A 14,616-nucleotide genomic window follows, 5' to 3' on the forward strand; every position below is an offset into this window, starting at 1 on the left:
GGAGTTTCCAGCATTCCACGGGACCATCCATGAAGATTACCCAAGCGCGCGTCATCGTTTGCAGCCCCGGCCGCAACTTCGTCACCTTGAAGATCGAAACCGATGAAGGCCTGTACGGCATCGGCGATGCCACGCTCAACGGCCGCGAACTGGCCGTGGCGGCCTACCTGACCGAGCACGTGATTCCCTGCCTGATCGGCCGCGATCCGCAGCAGATCGAGGATATCTGGCAGTACCTGTACTGCGGCGCATATTGGCGGCGCGGTCCGGTCACCATGTCCGCCATCGCTGCCGTGGACACGGCCTTGTGGGACATCAAGGCCAAGGCCGCCAACATGCCGCTGTACCAGCTGCTGGGCGGCAAGAGCCGCTCGGGTGTCATGGTCTACGGCCACGCCAATGGCCGCGACATCGACGAAACCGTGGACGAGGTGCTGCGCTACCGCGAAATGGGCTACCTGGCCATCCGCGCGCAAAGCGGGGTGCCGGGCCTGAACTCGGTCTACGGGGTGGGGCGCGGCCGCATGTTCTACGAACCCGCCGACGGCTCGCTGCCGTCAGAACATGACTGGTCCACGGAAAAATACCTGGACCACGCGCCGCGCCTGTTCCAGCGGGTGCGCGATGCGGTGGGCTGGGACACCCACCTGCTGCATGATGTGCATCACCGGCTCACGCCCATCGAGGCCGGCCGCCTGGGCAAGTCGCTGGAGCCTTACCGCCTGTTCTGGATGGAGGACGCAACGCCCGCGGAAAACCAGGAAGCCTTCCGCCTGATCCGCCAGCACACGGTCACGCCGATCGCGGTGGGCGAAGTCTTCAACACCATCTGGGATTGCAAGGACCTGATCGAGAACCAGCTGATCGACTACATCCGCGCCACGGTGGTGCATGCGGGCGGCATCACGCATCTGCGCCGCATCGCCGATCTGGCCGCGCTCTATCAGGTGCGGACCGGCTGCCATGGCGCCACCGACCTGTCGCCGGCCTGCATGGGCGCGGCGCTGCACTTCGACCTGTGGGTGCCGAATTTCGGCATCCAGGAGTACATGCGGCACACGGACGAAACGGACGCGGTGTTTCCCCATGCTTACAGCTTCAACCAAGGCATGCTATACCCTGGCGACGCGCCGGGCCATGGTGTCGACATCGACGAAAAGCTCGCCGCCAGATATCCCTACCAACGCGCTTACCTGCCGGTCAACCGGCAGGCGCATGACGGCGCACTATGGCACTGGTAATCCATGCTCGAACGCTTGAACTCGGAGTCCCTTGCGCATCTGCCCGAGGATGTGGAATGTCCCGCTTATGACCGCAGCCGGGTCACGCCCGGCATCGTGCATCTGGGCATAGGCGCTTTCCACCGCGCCCATCAGGCGGCGGTGACGGACCTGGCCATGGCCGCCAGCGGGGACCTGAGTTGGGGCATCGTGGGCGTTTCGCTGCGCAGCCCGGCCACGCGCGACGCGCTGACGCCGCAGGACGGCCTGTACACCCTGGCGCTGCGCGACGCCGACGCGGACGGGCAGTTGCGGGAACAGCTGCGGGTGATCGGGTCGGTGCTGCGGGTGGTGGTGGCCGAGGAAGATCCCCAGGCGGTGCTGGAGCGCATTGCCTCCGCCCAGACCCGCATCGTCAGCCTGACCGTCACCGAGAAGGGCTACAGCCACGAACCGTCCACCGGCCACTTGTGTTGGGACGACCCGGACATCGTGCACGACCTCGCGCATCCGGTCAGGCCGCGCAGCACCATCGGCATGCTGGTGTACGGCCTGGCGCTGCGGCGCGAACGCAGCCTGCCTCCCGTCACGCTGCTGTCTTGCGACAACCTGCACGCCAACGGCGACACGCTGCGCAGCCTGGTGCTGGCCTTCGCATTGCGGGTCGACGTGGGCCTGACCGCATGGATCGACAACCACTGCACCTTTCCGAATTCCATGGTGGACCGCATCGTGCCGGGCACGCAGGACGAAGACCGCGCGCGCGTGGCGCAGCGCCTGGGATTCGAGGACGCCTGGCCGGTGGTGGGAGAACCCTTCCTGAACTGGGTCATCGAGGACAAGTTCGCCGCCGGCCGGCCCGCCTGGGACGCGGCCGGCGCGAGCTTCGTACGCAACGCGGCGCCCTACGAGCGCCTCAAGCTGCGCATGGTCAACGCGCCGCATTCCGCATTCGCCTACCTGGGTTCGATGCTGGGCCTGCGCACCAATAGCGAGGCCGCCGCCACGCCGGTGTTGCGCCGCTACGTCGACGACATGATGCGGCTGGAACTCGCGCCCACGCTGCGCGGCGTTCCGGAGTCGGGGTTGGATGAATATCGCCAGCGCTTCCTGGCGCGCGTGTCCAATCCGGCGCTGCCGCACCTCACCCGGCAGGTCGCGATGGATGGTTCGCAGAAGGTGCCGCAGCGCCTGCTCGCCGCCATCCGCGACCGCAAACAGCGGGGCGACGATTTCAACCGGCTGGCGATGTCCGTGGCCGCCTGGCTGCATTACTTGCGCGGATACGACGAGCAGGGCAACGCCTATGCCATCCAGGATCCGCTGGCAGGCGCGCTTGCCAAACTGCTGGCGCGCGCCGAGGTCGCCGCAACGGCTTCGGCTCCGTCCCAGGCAGCGCATCGGCGCGCCACGGTGATGGCGGGATTCCGGCCTGTTTTCGGCGACCTGGGCAGCAAGCCCGTATTTGTCGAGGCGCTGGCCCTGCAGCTGGAACGTCTGCGGACGCTCGGCGTGCTGGGCGCGCTGGAGGCGCTGGAGCGGGACGCGGCCCAGCAAGGCTCCGTGCAGCCCGTGCCGGCCGCTTGACCGCTGGCGGCGCGCCGCCGGCATCCACAAGGAGCACAGCATGGCAAGGCGGGAATGCGTGGACGCGGCGCAGTGGCAGCAATGGGGCGAGGCGTGCTTGAGGCGTCTGGATTTCAACGAAGACGATGCCCGCTGCCTGGCATCCAGCCTGGCACAGACCAGTTTGTGGGGCATTGATTCCCATGGCATCGCGCGGCTGCCGCACTATCTGAACCGCGTCGTCCATGGCTCGATCCTGGCGCGGCCGCAAATCCGTATCGAACAGAGCGGGCCGGCAACCGCGCAGGTGCATGGCGGCAGGGGCCACGGCATCGTGGTGGCGCACCGCGCCAGCCAGACGGCCATGGCGCTGGCGCGCGAGGCGGGCGTGGGCGCGGTCGGCGTCAGCGATTCGTCGCATTGCGGGGCCATCGGCCTGTACACGCGCGCGGCCGCCCGGCAAGGGCTGATCGGCATGGCCTACACGCATTCCGACGCCATTGCCGCGCCGTTCGGCGGCCGGCAACCGTATTTCGGCACCAATCCCATTTCCTTCGCTTTCCCCAGGCAGGATGGCGAGCCCCTGTGCCTGGACATGGCGACGACTTCAATCCCGTGGAACCGGGTCATGAACGCGCGTCGCGACGGCGCCGAACTGCCCGCTGGCGTGGCGCTGGATGCCGAGGGGCGGAACGTGACCGACGCGGAGCGTGTCCGCGCCTTGTCGCCGCTGGGCGGCGACTATGGCCACAAGGGCTACGGCCTGGCGATGATGGTCGAACTCTTGTGCGGGCCGCTCAACGGCAATCCCCATGGACCGCACATCGGTCCCATGTACGAGCAGCTGGATCGTCCGCGCGAACTCGGGGCGTTCTTCATCGTCATCGATCCCGCCCGGTTTGCGGGCGGCGCGGCGTTGGCCGCCGTGGCGGCGGGCATGGCGGCCGAACTGGCGGGACAGCCCGGATCGCCACGCATGCCGGGCGATCCGGAACTGGCCTCGCAGGCGCAGCGCCAGGCCGCGGGGATTCCGGTGCCGCCGGCCTTGAAGGCTGAAATGGCCGAATGGAGCGCCAGGTTGGGGCTTGCTCCGCCGCCGTTCACGCCGGCGGAGGCCCAGGCCTGATCGCAGCCGTCCCGCTACGCAAGAAGCGTCAGGGGACCAGACCGAAGAATTCCATCGTGTTGCGGCTCAGAATCTTCTGCTGCACTTCCGGCGGCAGGCCGGCGTGCGTCACCAGCTTGCCCACTTCCTGCTCGCCCAGCGGATAGGGATAGTCGGAACCCAGCAGCACCCGGTCTTCGCCCATCACGTCGATCAGCAGGCGCAGCGCGCGCGGGTCGAACACTGCGCTGTCGGTGTAGAAGCGGTCGGTGTAGGAAGAGGGCAGCTGCGGACAGTCCTGGCGGATGATGTCGCGATGGCGCCAGGCATTGTCCACGCGGCCCAGCAGGAAGGCGAAGCTGCCGCCGCCGTGCGCGAAACAGAGCTTCAGGCTGCGCGGGATGCGTTCGAACGCGCCGGACAGGATCAGCGACAGGATGCCCAGCTGGGTTTCGGCGGGCATGGCGACCAGCCACGGCAGCATCCATTTCTTCATGCGGCCGTCGGTCATCATGTCCCAGGGATGCACCAGCACCGGGATGTGGTTGTTGGCGCAGTGGATCAGGAACTGCACCAGGGTCTCGTCGTCCAGGTCGCGCGGGCCGACGTGGTTGCCGATCTGCACGCCCAGGTGGCCGGCGGCGCGGGCGCGCGACGCTTCCTTGCAGGCCAGCTCCAGATCCTGCAGCGGCACTTGCGCCAGCGCCTTCAGGCGCGCCGGCGCGTGGGCGCAATGCTCCAGCGCCAGGTCGTTCATGCGGGCGGCCCAGTCGGCCGCTGCCTGGGCGGGATAGGAATAGCCGAACATGATGGGCGTCGCGCACAGGATCTGCAGGTCCACGCCGTTGCGGTCCATCTGCTGCAGGCGCAGGGCCGGGTCCCACAAGGTGGCGTCCACCGGGCGGAACGGGCGTTCGCCCGCCATGATCTGGCCGGTCGAGCCGCCGCCGTCCAGACGCAGCCAGGGCGCGTTGACGGGGTCCAGCGCCGCCGCTTCCTGCCGGGTGATCGGCGGGAAGAAGTGCGCGTGCATATCGATTTTCTGGGTCATGTGCGAAAGAAAAAAGTCGGTCGGGCGTGCGGCGGCGTGCCGCGAGATCGGGCTGGCTGAAATGGCCTCTAGGCCGGAGCCGCCTGCGTGGACGGCGCATGCCCCTTGCCTGGATGGATCTCGCCGCAACTGGGACAGGTGCGTTTCTCGGTGCTGGAATAAAAGGCCTGGAACAGCGGCGGCAGGTCGGTCACGATGCTCTTGAGCTGCACCTCCACGCGGTGCACCAGGCTGCGGCATTGCGGGCAATACCACTCGAAGCCGTCCAGCAGGCCTTCCGGGCGCTGGCGTTCGATGACCAGGCAGGCGCTGTCGGTCTCCGGACGTTGCGGCGAATGCCGCACGTGCGGCGGCAGCAGGAAGATGTCGCCTTCCTTCAGGTCCACGCGTTCGGGCTTGCCGTCCACCCACAGCGACAGCCAGGCGTTGCCGCGCAGCTGGTAGAAGAACTCTTCCAGCGGGTCGTCGTGGTAGTCGGTGCGGTGGTTCGGGCCGCCGACCACGGTGACGATGAAGTCGGCGTCCTGCCAGATCTGCTGGTTGCCGACCGGCGGCTTGAGCAGATGCGCGTGGTCGTCTATCCAGCGCTGGAAATTCAACGGCGGGCCATAGGCAGGCATGCGGATCTCCGGAAGTCTGGGGGCGGACCGGGGCTGCCCCATAGCCCGCAGTCTAGGCGGGACCTTGCGGGCCTGCACAATAGAAATTACGCCGTTGGGTATGCGGCTTGTCTATGGCGGGATAACCCTGATCCACCTGTCAGCCGACGGTTTCAGCGCGCTGCGCCGCGATCTGCTTCAGATGGTCCACCAGGCGCTGGCAGGCCGGCGTCAGCGGGCGGTCCGCACGCACCGAGTAACCCACGTCGCCGAATGCGCCGAAGGCGTCGGTGGGCAGGCGGGCCAGCATGCCCGTCGCAAGGAACGGCGCCGCCGCGTCATAAGGCAGCAGCGCCAGCGCGTCGCTGTGCATGAGCACGCCGATGTTGGTCAGGAGCGATAGCGATTCGACATGCCTGGCCGGCAGGCGCAGGCCGGCGTCCAGGAAGCTGCGCTCGATCGAGGCGCGCAGGATCCAGATGTGATCGGTCAGCGCGGCCAGCGGCGCGGGCGGCGCGCCGGCCAGGGGATGGGCGGCGCGGGCCACCAGGCACAGCTCTTCCCGGTACAGCTTGTGGTGGTCCACCGCCACGCCGGAGATCGATGCCATGTCGGCGCCGGGCAAGCGGCCAACCACGATGTCCAGATCGCCCGTGGCCAGCGCTGGCAGCAGCTGGGAGGTCGGCCCTTCGCGCACGCTGACCTGGATGCCGGGGTGCGCAGTCATCAGGCGCGCAATCGCCTCGGGCAACAGCTTGGCCGACGCGGCGATGAGCGTGCCCACCACCACATGGCCGCTGGCCCCGCCCAGCACCGCATCGATGTCGTCGGCCATGTAGCGGATCTCGGCCATCATGGCCTGGACCCGGCGGCCCAGCACCACGGCCAGCTCCGTCGGCGTCACGCCGCGGTTGGAGCGGTCGAACAAGGACGCGCCGAAGAAGGTCTCCAGTTCGTGGATGGCCTTGGTGACGGTGGGCTGGGTCAGATGCAATTCGCTGGCGGCGCGCGACAGTGAACGGCACGCCAGCACGCGCTCGAACACCTGCAACTGGTGCAGCTTCAGCTTGCGGCTGAGCGCGTTGGGCGTAATGCGGAAGTCCGACATGCGCCGCTAGCGCGCCTGCGGCTTGTAGGCCACCGCCTTGATCTCGATCAGCAGCTGCGGATGCGGCAGCTGATGCACGGCGACGGTGGTGCGGGCCGGGCCGTCGAAGTCGAAGTACTCGCCATACACCTGGTTGTAGCCGCCGAAATCGTTCATGTTGACGAGGAAGGTGCTGATCTCGACCACGTCGGCCAGCGTCGCATCGGCCGTTGCCAGGATGTCGCGGATGTTTTCGATGACGGCGCGCGTCTGCGCCCGGATGTCCAGCGTGGCGGTGCCCATCGCATCGACCTCGGCGCCCGCGATGCGGTTGTCGGGCAGGCGCGAGCTGGTGCCGGAGACATACAGGAAATCGCCGGCGCGCTTGATGTGCGGATACTTGCCGCGCGGCGTGGCCTTGCCTGCGACGACGGTGGCGCTGACGCCGGGCTGGGGTGGGTTCATCGCATCTTCCTTTGCGTGGGGTGGGTCAGAGCTTAATGCAGACATTGGTCGGTTCGGTATAGAAATGCAGCGAATGGCGGCCGCCTTCGCGGCCGATGCCCGAGAGGCCGCTGCCGCCGAACGGCGTGCGCAGGTCGCGCAGGAACCAGCAGTTGACCCAGGCCAGGCCAACCTTCATGGCCTGCGCCACGCGGTGGCCGCGCGTAAGATTCTGCGTCCAGACGGCCGCGGCCAGGCCGTAGCGCGTGTCGTTGGCCAGGCGGATGGCTTCTTCTTCTGTGTCGAAGGGCGCCACGTGGCAGACCGGGCCGAAGACTTCCTCCTTGATGCAGCGGGCGGTCTCGGGCAGGCCGGTCCAGATCGTGGGCTGCACGTAGGCGCCTTCATCGCGCGCGTCGCCGAATACCGGCACGCCGCCGCCGGCCACCACCGTCGCGCCTTCCTCGCGCGCCAGGGCGAAGTACGACAGCACCTTCTCGCGATGCTCGCGCGACACCAGCGGTCCCATCTCGGTGGCCGGATCCATCGGCCAGCCGATGCGCAAGGCGTCGGCGCGCGCCGCCAGCGCGGCGACGAAGCGTTCGTAGATCGGGCGTTCTACGTAGACGCGCTCGGTGCACAGGCAGACCTGGCCGCAATTGGCGAACACCGATTGCGTCACGCCGTCCACCGCGGCGTCGAAATCCGCATCGGCGAACACCAGCGCCGCGTTCTTGCCGCCCAGCTCGAAGGACACCGGCTTCACGCCTGGCGCCACCGCCCGCATGATGGCCGCGCCCGTGGCGGATTCGCCGGTGAAGGTAATGCCGTCGATATCCGGATGCGTGGTCATGAATTCGCCCGCCGAGTCCGGGCCGAAACCATGCGCAAGATTCAGCACGCCGGCCGGCAGCCCGGCTTCATGCGCGACTTCGGCCAGCAGCGTGGCCGTGGAAGGCGTGACTTCGGACGGCTTCATGATCACCGTATTGCCGAACGCCAGCGCCGGCGCCACCTTCCAGGTCAGCAACAGCAGCGGCAGGTTCCAGGGTGAAATCACGCCCACCACGCCCAGCGGCTTGCGGTAGGCGTAGTTCAGCGCCTGGCGGCCATCCGGCGTGTCCGTCATGTAGCTTTCCATGTCCAGCGTGCGAGCCAGTTCCGCGAAGGCGCGGAAATTGGCCGCGCCGCGCGGAATGTCGATCTTGCCGGCCCAGCCCACCGGCTTGCCGGTGTCGCCGATCTCGGCCTGCAGGAAATCGTCGAAGCGTCGCGCGATGCCGTCGGCCAGCGCCAGCAGATGGTCGGTGCGCTCGGCTACCGGCAGTCCCGCCCAGGCGGGCAGGGCGCGGTGCGCCGCCGCCACCGCGCGGTCGACCTGATCGCGGCTGGCTTCGTGGACCTGGGCGATCAGGCGCCCGTCCACCGGGCTGTGCTTGTCGAAGGTGGACGCGCCGTCTTCAAAGCGGCCGTCGATGTAGTTGCGCAATTGTCGGATCGTCATGTCCAGGGCCAGGTCGGGATGCAAAATAAATACGTATACGTACTATATTTTGGATCATAGACAGCGCCCCGTCTCAAGTCAATGCGATTCCGAAGCCGTCAGCGCCTGCCATTCTTCCTTGCCGATGCGGCTGACATGCTCCGTCCGGTAGTCGTTCATGAACTGATTGAACTTGTTCTCCTCGGTGTGATGGTGCTTGAAGCCGCACTTTTCCTGGGCTTTGCGCGATTTTTCGTTGTCGGCGAAATAGCCGCACCATAGCGCGTTGAAGTTCAACGTTTCAAACGCGTGGCGCATCAGTGCCCTGACGGCTTCAGGAATCAACCCCTGGCCCCAGAACGGTACGCCGATCCAATACGCGATTTCGGCTTCGTCGTCGGCAATGTCGAAATTGCTGTCCTTCCCCATGAGCAACGCCACCAGGCCTATGGCGGTGTTGTCTTCCTTCTTTGTCAAGGCATAGGCCAGTGGCCGCGAAAAAACCGTCTGGATGATCTCCCGGCTATGTTCGACGCTTGTATGAGCAGGCCAGCCCGCGGCGGGGCCGATCCGTTCGTCGCATGCATACTCAAACAGGCTCGGCGCGTCGTCGGTGTGCCAGGGCCGCAAGATGAGGCGTTCGGTGCGCAGCATGATTTCCCTTCCTTTCAGCAATGAAAACAGCAGCTGCAATTCTAGGATCCGAGGGTGCAACTGATAATAGACAGAGTTGAGTAGATTAGGTAATTTTGAAAACAAAATTGCGGAAATTCATGGGTGAAGATTTAATATTTAAGCGTAAATGAAAACACTCTCTCAACTCTCGGATACAGGCATCGAAGACCTGGCCATCGGCCTCAATAGCTTCGACGCACAGGTGGGTCACCCCTTGGCGTTGGCGTATGTGGTGGTGTTGATCTGCCGCGAGGGCAGCGCCGAGTGGGAAGTGAACTTCAAGCCGCACCGGATGAAGAAAAACGATCTGCTGGTCTTGGCGGAAGATTCCATCGCGCTCATCAAACGCAAGTCGGATGACTATTCATGCGCCTGCTATTTGATGAACCGGTCCATCGCTGCGGAGATTGCGCACGCCCTGCCCAACAGCCTGTTTTCCTTCTTGAGCCGTTCGCCGTTCTTCGCTGCCGAAAAGCTGTCGCCGCAGTATTCAAAGGCCTGGGAAGGCCAGGCGGCGCTAATCCATGAGCAGTGCGTCACCTACCAGCGGACCATGATCGTCAACCATGTCCAGAACCTGTTCTTGTGGATCTGTGAAAAGATAGACGGCCTTGGGGCCGGCATGAGGAATGACTTCAGCAGATCGGAAGCGGTCTGCTGGAAATTCTGGGAACTGATCTCGCAGCACTGCGTGCAACAGCGCGGCGTGGCATTCTATGCAGGGCTGCTGCACATCACTCCGTACTACCTGTCGCAGTTGAGCAAGAGATTCTTCAACGACGCGCCCAAAACGCTGATCGACAGGCAGGTCGTGCTGGAGATAAAAAAGCGCCTTACCCAGCCCAGGAAATCCGTGCAGCAGATTGCGGAGGAGCTGCATTTCGCTGACGCCTCCTATTTGGGCAAGTTCTTCAAGCGCCATACCGGCGTGGGGTTGACCGACTACCGGAAAGGCAGGACATGATGAAGTCTGAAAGGGGCGTGAGCTATCTTATGGCATTGCGGCGCCATGTCATGACCGCTGACACCCATTCCTTGGAAGCCCGATGACTGCTGCATCCCGACGTATCCCCGCCAAGCAGGCCGCAGCCCAGGCCCTGCAGGCATTCGACCTGACCCAGGTTGCATCGCATCTGCTGCGCCGGGCCCACTTCCGCGCCGAAGCCCTGTTTGCCCGGGCCTTTCCCGACGAAGACCTGACCCCGCGCCAGAAGGCGTTGCTGATCACCGTCTACCAGAATCCGGGCGCGACCCAGAACCGCATCGCCGAACTTATCGCGCTGGACCGCAATTCCTTCGCTGAAATGATCGCGCGCATGACCAAAAAGGGCTACGTGCGCCGCAAGCGTTCGGCCCAGGATGGGCGCGCCTATGCGCTGGAGATCACGGAAGAGGGCATTGCCCTGTTGGCGCGCATCCTGCCGCAGGATGCCGCCGTGGAGGCGGAGGTGCTGGCGCCCATCCCAGAAGATCTGCGGCCGGTCTTCTTGAAATGCCTGCGCCTGATGGCGGGCTTGGAGCCGCAGGACGACGCCGCCTGAGAGCGTCGGGTTCAGGCGTCCGCTGCGGGCGTCGATTCCGCCGCGGGCGCGCTTTTCCGGCCGAAGCGCAGCGCGAACTGGCGCGTGAATACCGCGCCGAAGAAAAAGATCTGCGCCGAATAGTAGATCCACAACAACAGCGCGATCAGCGATCCCGCCGCGCCATAGGCGGACACCGCCGCGCCCCGGCTGAGGTAGACGCCGATGCCCCACTTGCCCACCAGGAACAGCGCCGCGGTCACGATGGCGCCCGGGATCACGTCCGGCCACGAGATCTTCGCGCTGGGCAGCAGCTTGTAGATGACCGCAAACAGCGCCACCACGATGGAGAAGGAAAACAGGCTGGAGATCCACTCCGCCACCAGGGCGAAGGACGAAGCCGTCCATAGATCGCCGTAATAGCCGCGCGCGGCCCCAAGCGCGGCGTTCACCGTCAGCGATATCAAGAGGAACAGCGCCAGCACCAGCACCAGGCCGAACGACAGCATGCGGCTGCGGACCATGCTGTGCAGCCCGCTTTTCTGGTTCGCGGAGACCTCCCACAGTTCGTCCAGGCTGGCCTTCAGTTCCGCGAAGGCCGTGGTGGCGCTGAAGATCAGCACGAAAATCGAGATCAGCGCGGCGATCCAGCCCTTGCCCGATTCATGGGCGCTGGCCAGCACCGTCTGGATGACTTCCGCGCCGCGCTCGCCGGTCAGGTCGCGCAGCTGCGAGAACAGCTCCGAGCGCACCGCATCTTCGCCGAAAAACGCGCCCGCCACCGCGATCACCAGGATCAGCATGGGCGCCAGCGAAAACACCATGTACAGCGCCAGCGCCGCGCCCTTGCTGGACGCGCGATGGGTGGACCACTGTTTGGCCGAGTCCATCAACAGCCCGCCGATTTCGGACGGACGCAGGGCGCGCAACAGGGTCGGGGGCAAACGCATGGGACTCGGCTCGTTCTGGGAGAGCCTTCATTGTAGGGACGCATGCGCTGCGGCGAAACCCGCAGATTGTGCGCAAACGTGTTCTTTGGCGAGGCCGCGTTGCGGAAAAAGAAAAACCCCCGGGGCGAAGGACCGGGGGTTTTTCGGGATACTGCATTCCCCGGCCGGAGCCGGGGAGGCCTTGCAAGGATGGCGGGACTTAGAAGTCCATGCCGCCCATGCCGCCCATGCCGCCGGGCATGGCCGGAGCAGCGGGCTTGTCTTCGGCCAGTTCGACCACGGCAGCTTCGGCGGTCAGCAGCAGGCTGGCGACGGAAGCGGCGTTCTGCAGGGCGGTGCGGGTCACCTTGGTGGGATCCAGCACGCCTTGCTCGACCAGGTCGGTGTACTCGCCGGTCGCGGCGTTGTAGCCGTAGTTGCCCTTGCCGTTCAGCACGGTGTTGACGACCACGCTGGCTTCTTCGCCGGCGTTGGTGACGATGGTGCGCAGCGGCTCTTCCACAGCACGCAGGATCAGCTTGATGCCGGCGTTCTGGTCAGGCGTGTCGCCCTTCAGGTCAGCGATGGCTTGCTTGGCGCGCAGCAGAGCAACGCCGCCGCCAGCCACAACGCCTTCTTCCACTGCAGCGCGGGTGGCGTGCAGGGCGTCTTCGACGCGAGCCTTCTTTTCCTTCATTTCGACTTCGGTGGCAGCGCCAACGCGAATCACGGCAACGCCGCCGGCCAGCTTGGCCACGCGTTCTTGCAGCTTTTCACGGTCGTAGTCGGACGTGGCTTCTTCGATCTGGACGCGGATTTGCTTGACGCGAGCTTCGATCGACTTGCTGTCGCCAGCGCCGTCGATGATGGTCGTGTTTTCCTTGCCCACTTCGATGCGCTTGGCTTGGCCCAGTTCAGCCAGGCCGGCCTTTTCCAGCGACATGCCGGTTTCTTCGGAGATCACCGTGCCGCCCGTCAGGATGGCGATGTCTTCCAGCATGGCCTTGCGGCGGTCGCCGAAGCCAGGAGCCTTGACGGCGGTCGTCTTCAGGATGCCGCGGATGTTGTTCACAACCAGGGTGGCCAGGGCTTCGCCTTCGACGTCTTCAGCGATGATCAGCAGCGGACGGCTCGACTTGGCAACTTGTTCCAGCACGGGCAGCAGGTCGCGGATGTTGCTGATCTTCTTGTCGAAAATCAGGACAAACGGATCTTCCAGAGCGGCAACTTGCTTGTCCGGGTTGTTGATGAAGTAGGGCGACAGGTAGCCGCGGTCGAATTGCATGCCTTCGACGACGTCCAGCTCGTTTTCCAGCGACTTGCCGTCTTCGACGGTGATGACGCCTTCCTTGCCGACCTTGTCCATCGCGTCAGCGATGATCTGGCCGATGGAGGTGTCGCTGTTGGCCGAAATGGAACCGACCTGGGCGATTTCCTTGCTGGTCGTGACCGGCTTGGATTGCTTCTTCAGTTCGGCGACGGCGGCGGCGACAGCCTTGTCGATGCCGCGCTTCAGGTCGATCGGGTTGAAACCGGCGGCAACGTACTTCAGGCCTTCCATGACGATGGCCTGGGCCAGCACGGTGGCGGTGGTGGTGCCGTCACCGGCGTTGTCGGAGGTCTTGGAGGCAACGTCCTTGACCAGCTGGGCGCCGATGTTCTCGAACTTGTCCTTCAGTTCGATTTCCTTGGCGACGGACACGCCGTCCTTGGTCACGGTAGGGGCGCCGAACGAGCGCTCCAGCACGACGTTGCGACCCTTGGGGCCCAGGGTGGTCTTGACAGCGTTGGCGAGAACATTCACGCCGCGGACGATGCGCACGCGGGCGTCGTCACCGAACAATACTTGCTTGGCAGCCATTTCTTAGCTTCCTTCGAAAATTCGTTTGAGGCGGGGTTTACTGGACCACGGCGAGGATTTCGTCCTCGCGGATGACGAGCAGCTCTTCGCCGTCAACCTTCACGGACTGGCCGGCGTACTTGCCGAACAGCACCTTGTCGCCAGCCTTCAGGTCGACCGGCAGGATCTTGCCGTCTTCGGTCTTCTTGCCGGGGCCGACGGCCACGACTTCACCCTGATCGGGCTTTTCAGCGGCGCTGTCGGGGATAACGATGCCCGATGCAGTCTTGCGCTCGTTTTCGAGGCGTTTGACGATCACGCGATCGCCCAGGGGACGCAAGGCCATGAGGAACTCCTGTTGCAAAAAAGAGAAGGAAATGATCGGTTAGGCCCGGGAACGCTTGTTAGCACTCACCGGTGTCGAGTGCTAATTATAGGGATGATGTTCTAGGGTTCAAGGGGGGAGGGCGCGGCTGTTACATATTTGCGGGTAGCGAAGGCGCAAGGCGTCAGGTTCATTGAGCTTGCCGACTTCGGCCGTCCCAGTGCGCTGCGATATCAGCCATAATCAATTCAACCTGGCCCCGCGTGACGGCAGGAGGTCAGTTTCCCTCCCACATGAACCGGTAGCGGGCGGGCCGTAGCGTACTCAGTGCGGAGTATCTCAATGACGACACCGGAAGCGCCGGACGACGACTTGGTACGGACCCGCAGCCACAGGCCACGCGACCTGCCTCAGGGCTTTCGGGCTGGATTGATTACGGCCATCACGGTATTGCTGGGCTTTTCGCTGGGTTTCCTGCGCTACTGGGGCTTCGACGCGCCGGGCGATTGGAGCGCGCTGTCCGTGCTGCCGGGCGTGTGCTTGTTGCTCGCCAGCCTGCTGCAGGTAATAGCTCTTTACCGCGCCTTGCGTTTGGAGGATGAAGCCGAGAATGAATACCGCAAAACCGTGCGATGGTTCATCGCGTCGGCGATCCTGCTGTTGCTGGGGCTGACAGCGGCGTTGTGGGAGGTGGCGTAATCAAGAGAGGGATTGGAGCGGGTAAAGGGAATCGAACCTTCAGGAATCGAACCTTCGGGAATCGAATCTTCGC

General features: G+C 65.0%; 15 protein-coding genes. 6 read left to right on the plus strand and 9 right to left on the minus strand.

All coding sequences use genetic code 11. The annotated features are described in order from the left end of the window. Positions 1-29 precede the first annotated feature (29 nt). From manD to NGK62_RS16910, 3 genes are read left to right on the plus strand one after another with little or no spacing between them, the layout of a single operon-like run. Positions 30-1,241, plus strand: coding sequence for a D-mannonate dehydratase ManD (gene manD / locus NGK62_RS16900; protein WP_251879250.1), 1,212 nt, complete (start codon positions 30-32; stop codon positions 1,239-1,241). A gap of 3 nt (positions 1,242-1,244) precedes the next feature. Then, positions 1,245-2,807: a mannitol dehydrogenase family protein gene (locus tag NGK62_RS16905; protein ID WP_251879252.1), complete on the plus strand. Its 1,563-nt coding sequence runs from the start codon at positions 1,245-1,247 to the stop codon at positions 2,805-2,807. A 40-nt stretch (positions 2,808-2,847) separates the two neighbouring features. Next, complete coding sequence (locus tag NGK62_RS16910; RefSeq protein ID WP_251879254.1) at positions 2,848-3,912, plus strand: Ldh family oxidoreductase; 1,065 nt, start codon at positions 2,848-2,850, stop codon at positions 3,910-3,912. 28 nt (positions 3,913-3,940) lie between these two features. On the opposite strand, the gene NGK62_RS16915 is transcribed toward NGK62_RS16910, so the two are convergent. From NGK62_RS16915 to NGK62_RS16940, 6 genes are all read right to left on the minus strand, one after another. After that, the gene (locus NGK62_RS16915; RefSeq protein WP_059371380.1) at positions 3,941-4,942 is read right to left on the minus strand and encodes an amidohydrolase family protein; all 1,002 of its coding nucleotides are present in this window, start codon (positions 4,940-4,942) and stop codon (positions 3,941-3,943) included. 68 nt (positions 4,943-5,010) lie between these two features. Continuing rightward, a complete protein-coding gene (locus tag NGK62_RS16920) occupies positions 5,011-5,562 on the minus strand; it encodes a 3-hydroxyanthranilate 3,4-dioxygenase (protein WP_059371381.1) in 552 nt (183 codons plus the stop codon). Between the two features lie 139 nt (positions 5,563-5,701). After that, positions 5,702-6,649, minus strand: coding sequence for a LysR family transcriptional regulator (locus NGK62_RS16925; protein ID WP_251879256.1), 948 nt, complete (start codon positions 6,647-6,649; stop codon positions 5,702-5,704). Between the two features lie 6 nt (positions 6,650-6,655). After that, positions 6,656-7,093 carry a RidA family protein gene (locus NGK62_RS16930; protein WP_251879258.1) on the minus strand — a complete coding sequence of 146 codons (438 nt, stop codon included), beginning with the start codon at positions 7,091-7,093 and terminating at the stop codon, positions 6,656-6,658. Positions 7,094-7,118: 25 nt separating this feature from the next. Next, complete coding sequence (locus tag NGK62_RS16935; RefSeq protein WP_251879260.1) at positions 7,119-8,576, minus strand: 2-hydroxymuconic semialdehyde dehydrogenase; 1,458 nt, start codon at positions 8,574-8,576, stop codon at positions 7,119-7,121. A 78-nt stretch (positions 8,577-8,654) separates the two neighbouring features. Continuing rightward, complete coding sequence (locus NGK62_RS16940) at positions 8,655-9,209, minus strand: GNAT family N-acetyltransferase (protein WP_251879262.1); 555 nt, start codon at positions 9,207-9,209, stop codon at positions 8,655-8,657. Positions 9,210-9,357: 148 nt separating this feature from the next. Between NGK62_RS16940 and NGK62_RS16945 the strand changes: the two genes are divergently transcribed. Beyond that, the gene (locus tag NGK62_RS16945) at positions 9,358-10,194 is read left to right on the plus strand and encodes a helix-turn-helix domain-containing protein (protein WP_251879264.1); all 837 of its coding nucleotides are present in this window, start codon (positions 9,358-9,360) and stop codon (positions 10,192-10,194) included. Between the two features lie 82 nt (positions 10,195-10,276). After that, positions 10,277-10,771 (plus strand): MarR family winged helix-turn-helix transcriptional regulator, encoded by a 495-nt coding sequence (locus NGK62_RS16950; protein ID WP_251879266.1) that lies wholly within the window; start codon positions 10,277-10,279, stop codon positions 10,769-10,771. A gap of 11 nt (positions 10,772-10,782) precedes the next feature. On the opposite strand, the gene NGK62_RS16955 is transcribed toward NGK62_RS16950, so the two are convergent. The 3 genes from NGK62_RS16955 to groES all read right to left on the minus strand — a co-directional run bounded on the left by NGK62_RS16955 (position 10,783) and on the right by groES (position 13,865). Then, positions 10,783-11,700, minus strand: a complete 918-nt coding sequence (locus tag NGK62_RS16955) for a YihY/virulence factor BrkB family protein (RefSeq protein ID WP_059371386.1) — start codon at positions 11,698-11,700, stop codon at positions 10,783-10,785. Between the two features lie 199 nt (positions 11,701-11,899). Continuing rightward, positions 11,900-13,540, minus strand: coding sequence for a chaperonin GroEL (gene groL / locus NGK62_RS16960; protein ID WP_054451905.1), 1,641 nt, complete (start codon positions 13,538-13,540; stop codon positions 11,900-11,902). A gap of 37 nt (positions 13,541-13,577) precedes the next feature. Beyond that, entirely contained in the window at positions 13,578-13,865 is a 288-nt protein-coding gene (groES, locus tag NGK62_RS16965) for a co-chaperone GroES (RefSeq protein ID WP_006221616.1), read from the minus strand. A 321-nt stretch (positions 13,866-14,186) separates the two neighbouring features. Between groES and NGK62_RS16970 the strand changes: the two genes are divergently transcribed. Continuing rightward, positions 14,187-14,543 carry a hypothetical protein gene (locus NGK62_RS16970; protein ID WP_118931344.1) on the plus strand — a complete coding sequence of 119 codons (357 nt, stop codon included), beginning with the start codon at positions 14,187-14,189 and terminating at the stop codon, positions 14,541-14,543. Positions 14,544-14,616: the final 73 nt, after the last annotated feature.

The sequence above is a fragment of the Achromobacter sp. Marseille-Q4954 genome (genome assembly GCF_943737025.1).
GTDB classification, from domain to species: domain Bacteria; phylum Pseudomonadota; class Gammaproteobacteria; order Burkholderiales; family Burkholderiaceae_B; genus Achromobacter; species Achromobacter bronchisepticus_A.